This is a genomic window from Mesorhizobium sp. W050 (genome assembly GCF_054719535.1).
Genome location: NZ_JBTTIH010000001.1, coordinates 5,798,784 through 5,814,339 on the forward strand (window position 1 = coordinate 5,798,784; position 15,556 = coordinate 5,814,339).

The 15,556-nt window shown below is 62.0% G+C and carries 17 protein-coding genes; 8 read left to right on the forward strand and 9 right to left on the reverse strand.

All coding sequences use genetic code 11. The annotated features are described in order from the left end of the window. Window positions 1-48 precede the first annotated feature (48 nt). The 4 genes from ACYG9Y_RS28040 to ACYG9Y_RS28055 all read right to left on the reverse strand — a co-directional run bounded on the left by ACYG9Y_RS28040 (window position 49) and on the right by ACYG9Y_RS28055 (window position 4,980). Window positions 49-2,430, reverse strand: a complete 2,382-nt coding sequence (locus ACYG9Y_RS28040; RefSeq protein WP_023737367.1) for a xanthine dehydrogenase family protein molybdopterin-binding subunit — start codon at window positions 2,428-2,430, stop codon at window positions 49-51. Continuing rightward, window positions 2,427-3,419 (reverse strand): FAD binding domain-containing protein, encoded by a 993-nt coding sequence (locus ACYG9Y_RS28045; RefSeq protein WP_023737368.1) that lies wholly within the window; start codon window positions 3,417-3,419, stop codon window positions 2,427-2,429. Before ACYG9Y_RS28045 ends, ACYG9Y_RS28040 begins: the two co-directional genes overlap by 4 nt. Further along, window positions 3,416-3,907, reverse strand: a complete 492-nt coding sequence (locus ACYG9Y_RS28050) for a (2Fe-2S)-binding protein (RefSeq protein WP_023737369.1) — start codon at window positions 3,905-3,907, stop codon at window positions 3,416-3,418. Before ACYG9Y_RS28050 ends, ACYG9Y_RS28045 begins: the two co-directional genes overlap by 4 nt. Window positions 3,908-4,146: 239 nt before the next feature. Next, the gene (locus tag ACYG9Y_RS28055) at window positions 4,147-4,980 is read right to left on the reverse strand and encodes an SDR family oxidoreductase (RefSeq protein WP_031253467.1); all 834 of its coding nucleotides are present in this window, start codon (window positions 4,978-4,980) and stop codon (window positions 4,147-4,149) included. 156 nt (window positions 4,981-5,136) lie between these two features. Here ACYG9Y_RS28055 and ACYG9Y_RS28060 point away from each other — a divergent pair, with 156 nt between their 5' ends. Beyond that, window positions 5,137-6,030, forward strand: coding sequence for a LysR family transcriptional regulator (locus ACYG9Y_RS28060; RefSeq protein WP_023737371.1), 894 nt, complete (start codon window positions 5,137-5,139; stop codon window positions 6,028-6,030). A 308-nt stretch (window positions 6,031-6,338) separates the two neighbouring features. On the opposite strand, the gene ACYG9Y_RS28065 is transcribed toward ACYG9Y_RS28060, so the two are convergent. Continuing rightward, entirely contained in the window at window positions 6,339-6,926 is a 588-nt protein-coding gene (locus ACYG9Y_RS28065; RefSeq protein WP_023737373.1) for a TetR/AcrR family transcriptional regulator, read from the reverse strand. Between the two features lie 105 nt (window positions 6,927-7,031). Here ACYG9Y_RS28065 and ACYG9Y_RS28070 point away from each other — a divergent pair, with 105 nt between their 5' ends. Next, on the forward strand, window positions 7,032-7,847 hold the full coding sequence (locus ACYG9Y_RS28070) for an oxidoreductase (RefSeq protein ID WP_023737374.1): 816 nt from the start codon (window positions 7,032-7,034) through the stop codon (window positions 7,845-7,847). Between the two features lie 68 nt (window positions 7,848-7,915). Further along, complete coding sequence (locus ACYG9Y_RS28075) at window positions 7,916-8,917, forward strand: NADP-dependent oxidoreductase (protein ID WP_023737375.1); 1,002 nt, start codon at window positions 7,916-7,918, stop codon at window positions 8,915-8,917. Between the two features lie 97 nt (window positions 8,918-9,014). Here ACYG9Y_RS28075 and ACYG9Y_RS28080 read toward each other — a convergent pair whose 3' ends face one another. After that, window positions 9,015-9,932: a polyprenyl synthetase family protein gene (locus tag ACYG9Y_RS28080; protein ID WP_023693656.1), complete on the reverse strand. Its 918-nt coding sequence runs from the start codon at window positions 9,930-9,932 to the stop codon at window positions 9,015-9,017. A gap of 132 nt (window positions 9,933-10,064) precedes the next feature. On the opposite strand from ACYG9Y_RS28080, the gene ACYG9Y_RS28085 reads away from it, so the two are divergent. The 4 genes from ACYG9Y_RS28085 to ACYG9Y_RS28100 all read left to right on the forward strand — a co-directional run bounded on the left by ACYG9Y_RS28085 (window position 10,065) and on the right by ACYG9Y_RS28100 (window position 12,847). After that, the gene (locus tag ACYG9Y_RS28085; protein ID WP_050593100.1) at window positions 10,065-10,772 is read left to right on the forward strand and encodes a transglycosylase domain-containing protein; all 708 of its coding nucleotides are present in this window, start codon (window positions 10,065-10,067) and stop codon (window positions 10,770-10,772) included. A 153-nt stretch (window positions 10,773-10,925) separates the two neighbouring features. After that, the gene (gene rpmF / locus ACYG9Y_RS28090) at window positions 10,926-11,108 is read left to right on the forward strand and encodes a 50S ribosomal protein L32 (RefSeq protein WP_008834724.1); all 183 of its coding nucleotides are present in this window, start codon (window positions 10,926-10,928) and stop codon (window positions 11,106-11,108) included. Between the two features lie 197 nt (window positions 11,109-11,305). Next, on the forward strand, window positions 11,306-12,253 hold the full coding sequence (locus tag ACYG9Y_RS28095) for an agmatinase (protein WP_023737377.1): 948 nt from the start codon (window positions 11,306-11,308) through the stop codon (window positions 12,251-12,253). A gap of 192 nt (window positions 12,254-12,445) precedes the next feature. After that, window positions 12,446-12,847, forward strand: coding sequence for a hypothetical protein (locus tag ACYG9Y_RS28100; protein ID WP_023670154.1), 402 nt, complete (start codon window positions 12,446-12,448; stop codon window positions 12,845-12,847). 247 nt (window positions 12,848-13,094) lie between these two features. Here the strand turns inward: ACYG9Y_RS28100 and ACYG9Y_RS28105 are convergent, their stop codons facing one another. The 3 genes from ACYG9Y_RS28105 to ACYG9Y_RS28115 form a co-directional block, all read right to left on the reverse strand. Continuing rightward, window positions 13,095-13,526, reverse strand: coding sequence for a GlcG/HbpS family heme-binding protein (locus ACYG9Y_RS28105; protein WP_023690074.1), 432 nt, complete (start codon window positions 13,524-13,526; stop codon window positions 13,095-13,097). Between the two features lie 175 nt (window positions 13,527-13,701). Then, window positions 13,702-13,935 (reverse strand): hypothetical protein, encoded by a 234-nt coding sequence (locus ACYG9Y_RS28110; protein WP_023670152.1) that lies wholly within the window; start codon window positions 13,933-13,935, stop codon window positions 13,702-13,704. A 79-nt stretch (window positions 13,936-14,014) separates the two neighbouring features. Further along, window positions 14,015-14,542 carry a winged helix-turn-helix transcriptional regulator gene (locus ACYG9Y_RS28115; RefSeq protein ID WP_023737378.1) on the reverse strand — a complete coding sequence of 176 codons (528 nt, stop codon included), beginning with the start codon at window positions 14,540-14,542 and terminating at the stop codon, window positions 14,015-14,017. 114 nt (window positions 14,543-14,656) lie between these two features. On the opposite strand from ACYG9Y_RS28115, the gene ACYG9Y_RS28120 reads away from it, so the two are divergent. After that, window positions 14,657-15,490: an alpha/beta fold hydrolase gene (locus tag ACYG9Y_RS28120; protein WP_023737379.1), complete on the forward strand. Its 834-nt coding sequence runs from the start codon at window positions 14,657-14,659 to the stop codon at window positions 15,488-15,490. Window positions 15,491-15,556 lie beyond the last annotated feature (66 nt).

Here is a 15,556-nt window from a genome sequence, read left to right on the forward strand (position 1 = left end):
GCTCGCCTGTTGCGAGCCTGTGGATCACCAAGGGCGCATCGACCGAACTCAAACGAGCTTTTCCAGCGTGATTGGAAGGCTTCGAATGCGTTTGCCGGTGGCGTGGAAGACGGCATTGCCGATCGCAGGTGCGACCCCTACGACACCGATCTCGCCGACGCCTTTGCCGCCAAGAGCGGTTGCCTGCATGTCCGGAATTCCAACCGAAATCACCTGGATGTCGGGCACATCGGCGTTAACCGGGACGGCATAGTCGGCAAAATTCGCGTTGATGGTGCGCCCGTCTCGCTGGTCGACGTAACCTTCTTCCAGGAGAGCCTGCCCGAGACCCATGACCATACCGCCGATCCACTGGCTTTCCGCAAGCTTCGGATTGAAGATCCTGCCGCTATCGAATGCCGAGACCATGCGCTTGACGCGGATCGTGCCAAAATCCTCATCGATCCGAACTTCCACGAAATGCGCACACCAGCTATGGGCCGAGACGCCTCCTTCCACAGCGCCCTTCAACTGGGCAAAACTGCGGTCAGCTCCGTTCTTCATCTCCTCGGTGGCGCCGGGAGCAAAGGTGTTACCCTCGATTTCCAGTTTGTCTTTGCCCACTGCCTTCAACAGTTCCGCGATGCCGATACCGCCGTTCGGCCGCCGGGTCGGTCGCACCGAGCCGTTTTCGAACGTGAGGTCACTCGCCTTCGAGGTTGCCAACGGCGACTTCGGATCGGATGCGGCAAGCGCCAGCAAGGCGTCCCGTGCATTCCTGGCCGCCTTGTCCACCGCTCCCGTCAGGTTGTTGGCCTGCTGGGAGCCGCCAGCGAGCGCCGATCTGGGGAGGAGGGTATCACCCAGCCGCACCGCGACTGTCTCAACAGGAACGCCCAGAGCGTCAGCCGCTGTCTGGGCGAGAATGGTATAAGTCCCCGTTCCCATGTCGGTGCCCGCGCTGAGGACTTCGATCTGCCCACTGGCATGGAGTACGATCTTGGCTTCGCTCGCGGTACGGATCATGGGGTATGATCCGGCGGCCATTCCATAACCGATCAACTCGCGGCCTTCGCGCATCGAGCGAGGGGCCGGGTTCCGGTTCCACCAGCCGACGGCTTCCGCGCCAGCGGCATAGGCTTCGCGCAACTGTCGAGTGGTCCACGGCATACTGTTGCTGGGATCGATGTCCGCCCAGTTGGCAAGGCGCAGCGTGATCGGATCCATGCTGAGCGCATACGCCAGCTCGTCGATCGCGCTTTCCAGAGCATAGGCACTGGGGTTTTCGCCGGGGCCCCGTTTCCAGCCGGGCTGGACCGTATTGACCGGGACGACGTTGAGACGTGAAGAAAAGTTCGGCGTCGCATACATGATCTTCGTCACATTGTTGCAAGCCTCGATATGGACTTCGTCAATCGCCGTCTCGTTCCAGCTCTCATGGACGATCGAGCTTATCTTTCCGTCCTTCGAGGCTCCGATTGAGAGTGTCTGCCGTGTCGCCGGTCGGCCGCCAAGGCCGGTAAAGGTCTGCGGCCGCGTGAGAGAAACCTTGATCGGCCTGCCCAGTTTCCGCGAGGCCGCGCAAGCCAGCCCCACATGCGGATGTGCCCCGATCTTGGACCCGAACCCACCGCCGACATAGGGCGAGATCACCCGCACATTCTCGATGTCGATGCCGAGCCATTCCGATACGACGCTCCGTGCCCCGCCAACCCACTGGCTGGGCTCCCAGACGGTGATTTTCCCGTTGTCCCAGGAAGCGATGCACGCATGCGGCTCCATCGGCACATTGTATTCGCGTGACGTCATGTAAGTGACGTCTACCTTGACCTCGGCATTGGCCAACGCTGTCGCCGCATCGCCCCACGCGGCACCCATCTCATCGATGGGCTGCACTTTTGCCTTGGGATCGTTGATGTCGAGAATAGGGTCGCCGTCCTCGTATTCGACCTTGAGAAGGCTTGCCGCTTCCGTTGCCTGTTCAAAGGTTTCTGCGACCACGAGCGCGATATGCATGCCGTTGAAACGGACCACATCGTCTTGAATTGGGGTAAATTCCTCGGTCGCTCCGCCGCCCTTGCTGTAGACGGTCGGCTTGTTGAGCTTCAGGGAATTCTGCGCGGTGTAGACATCCAGGACACCCGGTAGAGCCTTGGCGGCCGACGTATCGATACTGACGATACGCCCTGCCGGCCGCGTCGATTGGACGGTAACGCCATAGGCCAGGTTCTCCAGCTTCTGCTCGATCGCATAGCGAGCCTGCCCGGTTACTTTCAACGGGCCTTCGGCGCGGGAAAGCCTGGCACCGAGAGCTGGCGCCTTGGCGGGGACGGTCTCAGCCGCAACGGCTTTTGACGAGAGATCGACAGCGGCGCCAGCGACAGCGGCTACGCCGGCGCCGAGCTTCAAGACGGTGCGGCGGTTGAGTTCGAACGCGTTACCGTGTGTCATACGATATCTCCTACCGTCATCAGGGCGCGTGCCACAACCTTCGGTGCCAGCTCGATCTTGAATGCGTTGTGTCCGCTCGACTTCGCGCCGTCGACGGCGGCTGCCGCGGCAGTACGAAGCGTCGCCTCGTCGAGCGTCTTTCCCTTGAGCAAATTTTCGACGGCGCGCAGGCGCCAGGGTTTGGTGGCGAGGCCGCCGACCGCAATGCGTACTTCGCGAATTGTCTTGCCATCGGCTTCCAATTCGATGCCGACAGCGGCGCTGGCCGCGGCGAACTCGTACGACGCGCGATCCCGGACCTTGAGATAATGCGAGCGTTCCAGGGCTGCCGAACGCGGGATCTCGATCCCGACGATCATCTCTCCGGGCGACAGATTATGCTCAAGGTGTGCGGTATCGCCAGGGAGCAGGAAGAATTCGTCGGCGGGAATTTTGCGTTCGGAAGCTCCCCGGATGATGACCGTGGCGTCGAATGCCACCAGGGAAACCGCAAAATCTCCGGGGTAGATTGCTATGCACGCGTCACTCGTGCCGAGCACCGCGTGGTTGCGGTTGACGCCGCCAAGGGCAGCGCATCCGGAACCTGGATTGCGCTTGTTGCAGTTCGAATAAGCGCCCGGGTCCCGGAAGTAAGTGCAACGGGTTCGCTGCATCAAGTTTCCACCGATGGACGCCATGTTGCGCAGCTGTGCCGAGGCAGCGCGCCACAGGCTTTCGGAAAGCACCGGCGCAGCCTGCTTGATATCGGCGTGGTCGGCGACCTTGCTCATCTTGGCGAGCGCACCGATGCGAATGGCATCCGCCGATACCTCGATCGTGTCCAGGCCGGGAAGGCGCGTGATGTCGACCACCCGCGCAGGACGCTCGACATTCAGCTTCATGAGGTCAAGAAGCGTGGTCCCACCGGCGAGAAATCTTGTCTCTGGCTTGGTAGCCTCGGCAAGCGCCCTCGCGGCATCTTTGGCGCGGAGATACTCGAAAGGTCTCATAGTGCTGCCTCCTTCTTCAGGCGGCTGGCGGCATCGCGCACCGCGGCGACGATATGGGGGTAAGCGCCGCACCGGCAGATGTTGCCGCTCATGTATTCGCGGATGTCCTCGTCCGTATCGGCGTGGCCCTCACGAATGCATGCAACGGCCGACATGATCTGACCGGGGGTGCAATAGCCGCACTGGAATGCATCGTGCTCGATGAACGCGGTCTGGACTGCGTGCATCACGCCGTTGGCAGCCTGGAGGCCCTCGATCGTCGTGACCTGACGGCCTTCGACCTGGGCCGCCAGCGTCAGGCAGCTCAATACCCGCTCGCCGTCGACGTGGACGGTACAGGCGCCGCACTGCCCATGATCACAGCCTTTTTTCGTGCCGGGCAGGTTGGCATGCTCGCGTAGTGCGTCCAGCAGAGTCACGCGTACATCAAGATTGAACTGGTGGCGCCGGCTGTTGATGTCCAAGGCTAGCTGTCGGGGCTCTGGCATGTCGTCTCCTCGGTGGCGGGCGGGATTGGGACTTCTCGCGAAATCGATCGGACCGACGAAGCCTACGGCATCGGTCGGAAAGGGACGTCTATTCAAAGGCCTGTCATTGGCCGGTTGCCTAAGGGTCAACCCTCAGGAGAGCACGGACGCGACATCCGAATTAGCCCTCAAAATTCGCATGAGCCTATCGACGGCGCTCATAAATAGACCTGCGACGACGGCAGTGCTGAATGCGACGTTCAGCTGTCGAAGGCCAGCGACCCGGATAGCTCCTCATGGGCATCGACCTGCTGCTGCAGCAGAGCGAGTTTCTGCCTGATCATTGCAAGAGCATCGGCGCCGGCGATGAACCGACGGGGCAACTCCGGCTTGTCGACCAGAGTGATCAACGCCTGCGCGAGTTTCGCGGGGTCGCCGACTTGCTGGCCGTTCGCGGCTTTCCAACCCGTTATCTGCTGGGCGCGACGTTCGCTGTAATCGCTGACGAATGACGGAGCATATTGTGTGGATTCGTCCGTCAGCAGCTCCGTGCGGAAAAACCCGGGGTTCACGATCATCGTTTCAATGCCGAACGGCGCCACCTCGGCTTGCAGTGACTCGATCCAGCCATCAACGCCGAACTTTGCCGCGGCGTATGCAGAACAGAACTCAAAGCCGACCAGGCCTGCCGTCGATGAGATGGCAATGACCTTGCCAGAACCCTGCGCGCGCATGACCGGCAGGACTGCGCGCGTGACGTTCATGGCGCCGGTCAGGGTGGACGCGAGCTGAAGTTCGATATGGGCCGGAGTCAGGTCCTCGAAATAGCCGGCATAGAAGCCCGCGGCATTGTTGACGAGCACGTCGAGGCGACCAAAGCGGTCCAGGGTTGCCTTCACCGCGGCGTCGGCGTCGGCCGGCTTGGTCACGTCCAACGTGACGACCAAAAGATTGTCCGACTGCCCGATCGCCTTGGCGACCCGATCTGGGTTACGACCGGTCGCAACGACCTTATCGCCGATGGCCAGGACCGCTTTGGCAAAGTCGAGGCCCATGCCTCGCCCTGCGCCGGTAATCATCCATACTCTGTTCATAGGCATATCCTTCATGGCCGGTATCTTTCAGTTTATGCCGCGTTGGCTTGTGGCACGTCCGTCTCAGCGTTTCGTTGTCTGCCTGGTGAAATAGGGAATAGGACTCGATACGATTAGCCTCTATAATCTGCATGAAGTTAGAAATGGGATTGATAAATGAGGCGCGGAGATTTCAGCGAGTTGGCAGTCTTCATCGCCGTAGCAGAGGCGGGCAGCTTCACGCGCGCCGCAGCAAAGCTTGGTCTATCGCAGTCGGCGCTCAGCTACGCTGTCAGAACGCTGGAACAGCGCATGGGAGTCCGGCTGATCTCACGCACCACCCGCAGCCTGTCCGTGACGGTAGCTGGAGACCGCTTGCTGCGAAGCCTGCGACCGGCCTTCGATCACATCGAAAGCGAGATCGCCGCCGTCGCCGCCCTGCGCGACAAGCCCACGGGCCTCATTCGCCTGACGACGTTCCGGTATGCTGCCAAATCAGTACTGTGGCCCGTCATCGCCAAACTCCTTCTGGAGTATCCGGATATCGAAGTGGAATTGAGCCTGGACGAAGGTCTGGTTGACATCGTTGCAAGCAAATTCGACGCCGGTATCCGGATCGGCGAGCAGGTCCAGAAGGACATGGTGGCAGTAAGGATCGGCCCGGACCTGCGTATGGCGGTGGTTGGATCACCGTCGTATTTTGCAACCCGAACGGTTCCAAAGACACCGCGCGAACTTGGGGAACACAAAGGCATCAGCTACCGTCAGAAGACCAGCGGCGGGCTCTTTGCCTGGGAGTTCGAAAAAGGCGGTGAGGAACTTGAAGTCAGGATGAATGGCCCCCTCATTATCAATGACGGGGAAATGCTGGAGGCTGCGGCCCTCGACGGGATCGGATTAGCATACACGTTTGAGAGCCAGGTCGCTCCGTTCGTCGCAGACGGACGCCTGATCCGGGTGCTGGAAGACTGGTGCCAACCCTTCCCGGGCTATCACCTCTATTATCCCAGCCGACGCCAGCACACTGCAGCGTTCGCTCTTCTTGTGGAGGCACTCCGTCTCAAGGCGTGACGGAAGGGCGAAAACACGCCGCTCTAACTTGGCAAAGTGAGTTATCCCTCCCTCATCAGCACAATTTTCGGGCCTCCAATCGATTCCTCCGTCGCAAGTTACCCCCCCTTACGGACTGCGTCGCGGTGGCCGTCCGATTCCGAGCCTTGAAGCTGCCAGTCGCTTCCGGCCTTATGCGGTCATTCCCTGATGCAGGTTGAGATGGCCTCGTGCTGGCAATGGCCGATGACTTTAGGCAAAGCGACCCTTCTTGTAGTGCGGCCCGCCATGATGAGGATGTCAGGCTCTTTGCTGCTGCCGCTCTATCTCTAAATGGATGCCTTCTCGCCGTCACGTGGCTGGATCAGGCTGCGCGCGGCGTCTGCTCCTGCCGCAAGGATGCGATCCGACAATTCCGTCCCCGCTGCCGCGCGGGCCAGCTGAAGCGTGCCTATGAGGGTCGCAAAAACGCCCAGGGCGGCGGCTTCCGGGTCCTTGGTCTGCGGAAGTACTGCAGACAACTGGCGCACCAGAACCAGCAAGCGTTCGGTATAGACTTGGCGCGTTTCGGGCGGCTGACGCGCGAGTTCCGGCAACAGGGCGGCCGACGCGCAGCCGGCTCCCGGATTGTCCCGGTGCTCAGCTGACAGATACGCCGCTATGCCCATCTCCGGACCACCGGCTGCCAATACCTCCTGCAGTTGCTGCGACTGGCTCTCCAGTGCCGCTACAAGGCTTTCTCGCACAAGCTCCGCCTTGGACTGGAAATGCGGATAGAAGGCTCCGTTCGTCAGTCCGGCGTCGCCCATGATGGCTGCCAGTCCGGACGCGGCGATGCCGTCACCGCGAAAACGCTGGGCTGCGGCCTCGACGATGCGATCGCGGGAGGCGTCCTTTCGGCCCTTTTCGTAGCGCATGGCGGCTCTTCCTTTCTGCTATTGCATTACGGTCGTAATTTGATATTATGATCATAATTCAACCAGCGAACGAAAGCTAGCCCCAGTGGCTTTGGAGCATAAAAAATGAATGCGAACTCTGGAAAGACCGCAGTCGTGACCGGAGCCTCTTCGGGCATCGGCCGCGCCACTGCCGAGGCCTTGGCGCGGGCGGGGTATACCGTCTTCGGGACAAGCCGCAGCAAGGCCGGCAACGGCCCGGCTAAGGTGTCCATGCTGACCTGCGACGTGACCGACGGGGAGTCCGTCAGCGCCCTCGTTGCAACCGTGCTGGCCCAGACCGGTCGTATCGATCTGCTGGTGAACAATGCCGGTGTCGGCCTGCTTGGCGGCGCCGAGGAATCTTCGGTCGCACAGGTGCAGGTTCTGTTCGACGTCAATCTGTTCGGCGTCATGCGCATGACCAATGCGGTGTTGCCGTCGATGCGGCGCCGCGGCCAAGGGCGCATCGTCAACATCGGCTCGATTCTAGGATTGGTGCCTGCGCCATACTCAGCGCACTACTCGGCGGTCAAGCACGCGCTGGAGGGCTATTCGGAATCGCTCGATCATGAGGTTCGCGCCTTCAACATTCGCGTCTCGGTCATCGAGCCGGCATTCGTGCGCACCGTCTTCGACCAGAACGGCATCGAGCCGGATTCCCTGTTGAAGGACTACGATCAGGCGCGCGCCGGTCTCAAGGCGCTGCTTGCCGATGTGATGCCCAAAGCCGATCGGCCGGAAGTGGTGGCGGATGTGGTCGTCAAGGCAGCGACCGACGCCCGTCCGCGACGGCGCTATACCGCAGGGAAGGCAGCGCGCCAGGTCAGCCTGCTGCGCCGCTTCGCCCCCGCGGGGATGTTCGACAAGACCTTGCGCAAGCAGTTCCGCCTGCCGGTCTGAACAACGGTGGGACGGAGAATTTCACACACAAACGGCACACCAACGGACACTCTCAGAAAGTCACTGCCATGAAGGCATTCGTTGTCGATAAATATAACAAGAAAGGCATTTTGCGGCTGGCCGAGATGCCGGAGCCGGAGCTGCTGGACAATGACGTCCTGGTCGAGGTCCATGCCGCCGGGGTGAACCTGCTGGATTCCAAAATCAGGACCGGCGAATTCAAACTCGTCCTTCCCTATCGCCGGCCCTTCATCCTCGGTCACGACGTTGCCGGGAGGGTTGTCAGGGTGGGCTCGAAAGTCCGCAAATTCAAACCCGGCGACGCCGTCTATGCGCGGCCGCGCGACGGCCGGATCGGGACATTCGCCGAATTCATCGCAATCGATGAAGCCGACGTGGCGCTGAAGCCGGCGAACCTCAGCATGGAAGAGGCGGCCTCGATCCCGCTGGTCGGTCTGACCGCCTGGCAGGCTCTCATCGAGAGGGCGGGTCTGAAGACAGGCCAGAAGATCTTCATCCAGGCTGGCTCCGGCGGCGTGGGGACATTCGCCATCCAGTTGGCAAAGCACCTCGGCGCGATCGTTGCGACAACAGCGGGCGCGGCAAGCAACGATCTGGTCAGGGATCTCGGCGCCGATGTCGTCGTCGACTACAGGAAGGACGACTTCGAGAAAATCCTGTCGGGCTACGACGTCGTCCTGAACAGCCAGGACGCCAAGACGCTTGAGAAATCCCTGACTGTGCTGAAACCGGGTGGGAAGCTCATCTCGATTTCCGGTCCTCCGGATCCCGAATTTGCCAGGAAACAGGGACTGAACGTGGTGCTAAGGCTGCTGCTGCGGCTGCTGAGCCGTGGTATCAGGACCAAAGCCAAGCGCCGGGGCGTGGGATTTTCGTTCCTGTTCATGTCGGCGCAAGGTGAGCAACTGAGCAAAATCACGTCCCTCATCGAAGATGGGGCGATTCGCCCGGTCGTCGACAGGGTCTTTCCTTTTGAAGCGACCAATGAGGCGCTGGCTTACGTCGAAACAGGACGCGCCAAGGGCAAGGTCGTCGTCAAGGTCAGATAGCGCGCCCAGTTGCTTTGGGGCATTTGAGAGACACCAAAGCAAGGCAGCGCAAGGCCGACAAATTCCGAAAACGGTTCGGCATCCGATCGCCCAAACCTCAGTTGTTGCGGATTGCAACGAAGCTTGCCGCTGCCTTCAGCAAGGCTGCCTGTCCGCCGTAAGGCTCGAGCAATTCATGGGCCTGCTTGACCAGCCCATGGAGCTGGCTGCGCGCCCAGTTCGCGCCATGCAGCGCCACCAGCGTCGCCTTGCCGGCGGCTGCGTCCTTGCCGGTCGCCTTGCCCATCTGGCTGGCATCGGCGGTCAGGTCGAGCAGGTCGTCGGCAAGCTGGAAGGCAAGCCCGACCGCCGAGCCGAATTCGGCCAGCCGGTCGCGGTCCTGCGGTGCGGCGCCGGCAATGATCGCGCCGGCTTCGCAGGCGAAGCGGATCAGCGCGCCGGTTTTCATCGCCTGCAGCCGGATAATGCCGGCTTCGTCCGGCCTGTTGCGCTCGGCTTCGAGGTCGAGCGTCTGCCCGCCAACCATGCCCCCGGTGCCAGCCGCGCGCGCCAGCGCCAGCACCAGCGCCGCCCTGCGCTCCGCCGGCAGCGCCGTCGCCTCATCGGCGAGGACATCGAAGGCAAGCGTCAGAAGCGCATCGCCGGCAAGTATGGCGGTAGCTTCATCGAAGGCCTTGTGCACGGTCGGCTGGCCGCGGCGCAGATCGTCGTCGTCCATGGCAGGCAGATCGTCATGGATCAGCGAATAGCAATGCACGCATTCGAGCGCCGCCGCCACGCGCATCGCCGCCTCGCCATCGGCGCCAAAAAGGGCGGCACTTTCCATGACCAGGAAGGGGCGCAGCCGCTTGCCGCCGTTCAGCACGCCATGGCGCATGGCCGCCATCAGACGCTCCGGTCGGGCGATCTCGCCGGCAAGCGTGCGGCCGTCGAGCAGCAGCCTGAGCCCGGCCTCGATCGCCGCCGCCCGCCCCAGAAGTGCGGCCTCAAAGGCCAATTGCTCGTCTTTCGTCATGGCCGGGAGCGGTAGCCGACACTCAGACGTTGCGCAAGAAGCCTCGCGCCATTATGCCGGAGGCGGGAGAGTGGCGCGGGTGGGGGCGGCTTGACGGAACCGATCGTCGATCATGAAACCGAAGGGTTTGAGATGGCGCGACCAAGGCGCGTGAACCGCGCCGGTCTGAAGCGCCTGGCACGGCGCGGCCTGGTCGTCGCCGTCGTGCTGGCGGCGATACCCGTTGGGCTGACCTTCCTCTATCTGCCGTCCTTCGTGCATCCGATATCGACCTTGATGGTCAAAGACCTCGCGACCTTCTCCGGTTACGACCGGCGCTGGGTGTCGATCGACGATGTGTCCCCGGTGCTGGCCAATTCGGTGATCATGTCGGAGGACGGGCAATTCTGCTTCCATCGCGGCATCGATCTCGGCGAATTGCGCGGCGTCGTCGACGATGCGCTGGCCGGCGAGGCGACGCGCGGCGCCTCGACCATCACCATGCAGACGGTGAAGAACCTTTTCCTGTGGTCGCGGCCGCTGGGCTCGGTGCGCAAGGTGGTCGAACTGCCGCTGGCCGTCTATTTCGACGCGGTGATGTCGAAACGGCGGATCATGGAGATCTACCTCAACATCGCCGAATGGGGGCCGGGCGTTTACGGCATCGAGGCGGCGGCCCAGCATCATTTCGGCGTTTCGGCCAAGCAGCTGTCGCGGCGGCAGGCGGCTTTGCTCGCCGTCTCGTTGCCCAATCCGATCGCGCGCAATCCGGCCAAGCCCGGCCCGGGTCTGCGGCGGCTCGCGTCGCTGATCGAACGCCGCGCCGGCCGTTCGGGCGCGTATGTCGGTTGTCTTGATTAGGTCGAACCGCTGCCAGTTCAAAAAAAATCGCCACGGTGCTGGCCAAAACGGCGCAGGGCGTGTATAGGCACCCGACTTTCTCAGATTATGGCCCTGACGCGGCCCTTTCACGAGGGCTATCGGGGCATTTTGACCATGTAGTGGAGCATATCCATGGCCGTTCCGAAACGAAAAACCTCTCCGTCCAAGCGCGGCATGCGCCGCTCGGCCGACGCTCTCAAGGCCCCGACCTATGTCGAGGACAAGAATTCCGGCGAAATGCGCCGCCCGCACCATATCGACCTGAAGACCGGCATGTATCGCGGTCGCCAGGTGCTGACGCCCAAGGAAAGCTGAGACCAGCTTTCGAAGGGTTTGAATACCAAAAGAACCGGCCATTGGCCGGTTTTTTTGCGTTTGGTGCGCCGCGCCGCCAACTATGCCAAAGACCGGGCGTCCGTGGCGATACAAGCTGCGGGGGCGGTGCTGTATTGAGTCCGCATGCCTTGTCGCGGCGCTTCCGCGCGATGATCGACCGGCTTCAGAGGGACCGCATGACCAAGCTCACCACAGCACCCCGCGATATCTTCCAGACCTTCATGAACTTCCCGCTGGTCGAGGACCTCGATGCGCTGAAGGCGGATGTCGCCATCATCGGCATGCCTTACGGCAGTCCCTACACGATCGACGAGCTGGTCAACGACCAGACCAAGGCGCCGACCGCGGTGCGGCGCGCCTCGCAGCGCATCAGCCTCGGGCTCGACCGCTATGATTTCGACATTGGCGGAACCCTGTTCGACGGGGAGGACGTCAAGGTGGTCGATGTCGGCGATGTCCCCGGCGATGCGGCCGGCAGCCACTACAGGTTGGCCGAAACGGCGATCCGCAAGATCCGCGTCGCCGGCGCCTTGCCGATCACCATTGGCGGCGATCACGGCATTCCGATCCCGATCCTGCGGGCGCTTGATGGCGAAGGGCCGATCACCCTGGTTCAGATCGATGCCCATCTCGACTGGCGCGACAATGTCAACGGGGTCAGGGAAGGCTATTCCAGCCCCATCCGCCGCGCTTCGGAGATGGCGCATATAGCCGGGATTTTCCAGCTCGGCATCCGCGGCCAGGGCAGCGCCCGGCTCGAGGAGGTCGAGGCGGCCCGCGCCTACGGCTCCAACATCGTCACCGCCAATGAATGGCAGGATATCGGTACGGCGGCGCTGCTCAAGCGCATCCCGGACGGCGGCCGCTATTACCTGACCATCGATGCCGACGGTCTCGATCCCGCTGTCATGCCGGCGGTCGAAGGGCCGGCGCCTGGCGGCATCAGCTACCGGCAGACGATCGAGCTGATCAAGGGGCTGTTCGCCAAGGGAAGTGTCGTCGGCATCGACATCGTCGAGATCGCGCCGGCGCGCGACGTCAACGAGATCACCTCGATGACCGCCGGCCTTTTCATCCTCAACGCTATCGGCGCCGCCGTGCGGACAGGCCAGTTCAAGCGCTGAATCCCGGCGTGTCGGTGGTCAGCCGGGGCAACTGTGGCTGACAGGGTTGTTTCGCGCGGTCTTTTTCCGTGTTTGCGGGCGCTAGCGAAAAATCTTGACGGCGTGCCTGCGGGGCATTCTACAGAAGGTGCCCCATTGTTTAGGCAATTCCTTGGGAAACCGCTTTCCTGGAATTGCTAGAGGAGACGCCTGATGTTCGGTGCCATCCCGCTGCTGATCGTGCCCTTCGTGGCCTACAATCTCGGACTCCTCGGAATATTCGGCAGCGGCGACGATCCGTGGGCGACCGAGATCTTCTCGTTCAGCATGATGTCGGGCGGGGTGTTCTCGATGACGCTCGGCGACCTGATGGTGGTGATCGGGCTGATCTTCCTGTTCCTCGAAATGGTGAAGTCGGTGCGCACCACGAACGCCTCGATCATGGACCATCTGTTGTCGACGCTGGTCTTCGTGGCGTTCCTGGTCGAGTTCCTGCTGGTGAAGGGCGCGGCGCACTCCGTCTTCTTCACGCTGATGGTGATCGCCCTGTTCGATGTGCTGGCCGGGTTTTCGGTGTCGATGCGGTCGGCGAGTAGAGACATAAATTTGAACTAGCCGCCTTCGTTGGATGGTCGCATCCGTTCGCGATTGGCGTGGCTGCTCTTTCTGGTCGTCATCCTGGGGCGAAGCAGGAGCGAAGCGACGCGGCGCAGACCCTGGGATCCATTGCGTGAAGCTAAGGCGTTGCAACGGTTCAGAATTCTGCTCCGCTTACACTTGCGGCAAAGGTCGCGGCATGGATCCCAGGGTCTTCGCGACGGAGTTTCGCTCCTGCTTCGCCCTGGGATGACGAAGCTCCCCCTCAGCCCGGATCGGCGGTGAAGCCCGCCGCTTCGATGCCGGCGATGGCGGCGGCTTCGTCATTGTCCGACGTATCTCCCGAAATTCCGACGGCGCCGATGACGGCGCCTGCCTTGTCGCGGATCAGCACGCCGCCGACGACCGGCAACACGCGTCCACCCGAGACGTCGGAAATGCCGGCGACGAGATGCGGCCGCTCCTTGGCGAAAGCCTCGACACGGCGCGAGCCCATGCCGATGGCGAGCGCGCCATAGGCCTTGCCGGCCGACATTTGCGGGCGCAGGAACGAGGCTCCGTCCTGACGCTGGAAGGCGACGAGATGCGCGCCGGCGTCCAGCACGGAAACGCCGAGCGGCTTGAGCTTCAGCTCGGCGCCCTTGGCGAAGGCGGCGTCGATGATGTGCTTGGCTTTTTCGAGGGTCAGTGCGGTCATGGCTGTCTCCTGATCAAAACGCGTCAATCATCGACCTGACATGCGGGATGCGAAATCCCGGTTGCGGTTGAAATTGCTTCGCGCGGGAAAGCGGAAATGGCGGGCATTGCTGATCGTGGCACATGGCGGATACGATCCGCCGGCATCCAGATGGCGCGTCGATGAAGAGACCGAGTTATTTTTTCTTGGCTCGGGCCGCTTTCTTGACCGGAGCGGCGGGTGCGTTGGCGAGGTCTTCCGCTTCCTTGGCAAGGCGCAATGCCCGGAGCTTGTTGGTCTTGGCCTGGCGGGCGTCGGCCTCGGCGACATACTCCGCCATCGCCTTTTGCCGCACCGTGGCTGCCTCTTCCTGCTTCTTGAAACGCATATCCGCCCGGGCGCGGGCAGTATCCTTAGAGTTCTCGACCAAGAGCGTTATCCAATCCCGTAAATTATGTTTTTCAGCCCCTTGATAGCAGAGCCGGCCTGATAATGGGGAAATAAGTTGGTCAAGCGGCCGGGGCCTCGATGCCGCTCGACGCCTTGCGGGCGACCACCGCCTCATATCCGGCCTGCAATGTAGCGCGGACGGAAGGCCCCGCGGGTGAGGCGACAGGCATGCCCAGATGGTCGTGGCGCAACTCGTCCATGAACTGCTCCCACATTGGCGGACCGCCTTTCTCCAGCAGTTCGGCGCGGATCGAAAGCTCCTCGCTCACCGGCAGCCAGACGCGGCCCCAAGCGCCGAGATGCGCCATGATCGGCACCAGCGTGATGGCCATCTCGGTCAGGCTGTAGATCGCCTTCTGCTTGTGCGAGGGGTCGTCGGCCTTGGTCAGCATGCCGAGTTCCATCAGCCGCTTCAGCCGGTCGGCCAGGATATTGGAAGCGATGCCCTCGATCGAGCCGTTGAGCAGTTCGCGAAAGTGGCGTTTGCCGCCAAAAATCATGTCGCGCAGGATGATCAGGCTCCAGCGATCGCCGAACACTTCCAGCGACAGATTGATAGGGCATCCCGAGCGGTGTTCGGTTTTCATCCGACTCTCTCCAAAAACCAGTTGCATTATCGTATCAGTTTTATTATCGTGCAACCGATTGCAAAACGCAATCAGTTTGATTGGCCTTTGATTGGCCCATGCGAGGAGAGTCCCATGACACGGGCAGCAGCACCCGAAATCGTCTCCCAGACGTTTGGGGATCCCGTCGATCCAACCGTTCTGCTGATCATGGGCGCCATGGCCTCGATGCTGTGGGGGCCGGAGGCGCTCTGCAAAAAACTCGCCGGCGAGGGCCGTTTCGTGATCCGCTACGACAATCGCGATACCGGCCTGTCGACCAAATATGCGCCGGGCGAGCCGCCGTATACCTTCGACGACATGGCGGACGATGCGGTGCGCGTCCTCGACGGTTGCGGCATCGGCAAGGCGCATGTGGTCGGGATGTCGATGGGCGGCATGATCGCGCAACGACTGGTGTTGAAACATCCCTCGCGTGTCATCACACTGACGGTGATCAGCAGTTCGCCGGTGGGGATCGATACATCGCCCCTGCCGGGGACGACCGAGGCCTATATGGAGCACTCGGTCGATGGCGCCAAGGTCGATTGGTCGGACCGCGACCAGGTGATCGGCTTCGTCGTCAAGGATGCGCGTGCGATCGCCAGCACCGCGCATCCCTTCGACGAGAAGGCGATGCGCGCGTTCGTCCAACAGGACTACGACCGATCCGGCGGCTTCCTGAGCGCGACTAACCATTTGATGCTGAAGAGCTGCGAGGATCTGAAAGGACGCCTGCGCGAGATCAAGGTTCCGCTGCTCGTCATTCACGGGACATCGGATCCGATCTTTCCGGTCGAGCATGGCGCAGCCCTTGCCGACGCTGTTGCCGGCGGGCGGCTTGTCCGCGTCGAAGGCGGTGGCCACGAACTGCATCCCGACGACTGGGGCACGATCGTTGCCGCCATCGTCACGCATACCAAGCCCTGAAGGCAGTCTCGAACCTTGACACATTCGCCTCACGGAAATAGTTAAGTAAATGCTTCAGTGTTGGCG

What these genes read in the sequence shown, in the direction of transcription:
- ACYG9Y_RS28040 (WP_023737367.1), bottom strand. Translation starts at nt 2,430, where the DNA reads ATGACACACGGTAACGCGTTCGAACTCAACCGCCGCACCGTCTTGAAG.
- ACYG9Y_RS28045 (WP_023737368.1), bottom strand. Translation starts at nt 3,419, where the DNA reads ATGAGACCTTTCGAGTATCTCCGCGCCAAAGATGCCGCGAGGGCGCTT.
- ACYG9Y_RS28050 (WP_023737369.1), bottom strand. Translation starts at nt 3,907, where the DNA reads ATGCCAGAGCCCCGACAGCTAGCCTTGGACATCAACAGCCGGCGCCAC.
- ACYG9Y_RS28055 (WP_031253467.1), bottom strand. Translation starts at nt 4,980, where the DNA reads ATGAACAGAGTATGGATGATTACCGGCGCAGGGCGAGGCATGGGCCTC.
- ACYG9Y_RS28060 (WP_023737371.1), top strand. Translation starts at nt 5,137, where the DNA reads ATGAGGCGCGGAGATTTCAGCGAGTTGGCAGTCTTCATCGCCGTAGCA.
- ACYG9Y_RS28065 (WP_023737373.1), bottom strand. Translation starts at nt 6,926, where the DNA reads ATGCGCTACGAAAAGGGCCGAAAGGACGCCTCCCGCGATCGCATCGTC.
- ACYG9Y_RS28070 (WP_023737374.1), top strand. Translation starts at nt 7,032, where the DNA reads ATGAATGCGAACTCTGGAAAGACCGCAGTCGTGACCGGAGCCTCTTCG.
- ACYG9Y_RS28075 (WP_023737375.1), top strand. Translation starts at nt 7,916, where the DNA reads ATGAAGGCATTCGTTGTCGATAAATATAACAAGAAAGGCATTTTGCGG.
- ACYG9Y_RS28080 (WP_023693656.1), bottom strand. Translation starts at nt 9,932, where the DNA reads ATGACGAAAGACGAGCAATTGGCCTTTGAGGCCGCACTTCTGGGGCGG.
- ACYG9Y_RS28085 (WP_050593100.1), top strand. Translation starts at nt 10,065, where the DNA reads ATGGCGCGACCAAGGCGCGTGAACCGCGCCGGTCTGAAGCGCCTGGCA.
- rpmF (WP_008834724.1), top strand. Translation starts at nt 10,926, where the DNA reads ATGGCCGTTCCGAAACGAAAAACCTCTCCGTCCAAGCGCGGCATGCGC.
- ACYG9Y_RS28095 (WP_023737377.1), top strand. Translation starts at nt 11,306, where the DNA reads ATGACCAAGCTCACCACAGCACCCCGCGATATCTTCCAGACCTTCATG.
- ACYG9Y_RS28100 (WP_023670154.1), top strand. Translation starts at nt 12,446, where the DNA reads ATGTTCGGTGCCATCCCGCTGCTGATCGTGCCCTTCGTGGCCTACAAT.
- ACYG9Y_RS28105 (WP_023690074.1), bottom strand. Translation starts at nt 13,526, where the DNA reads ATGACCGCACTGACCCTCGAAAAAGCCAAGCACATCATCGACGCCGCC.
- ACYG9Y_RS28115 (WP_023737378.1), bottom strand. Translation starts at nt 14,542, where the DNA reads ATGAAAACCGAACACCGCTCGGGATGCCCTATCAATCTGTCGCTGGAA.
- ACYG9Y_RS28120 (WP_023737379.1), top strand. Translation starts at nt 14,657, where the DNA reads ATGACACGGGCAGCAGCACCCGAAATCGTCTCCCAGACGTTTGGGGAT.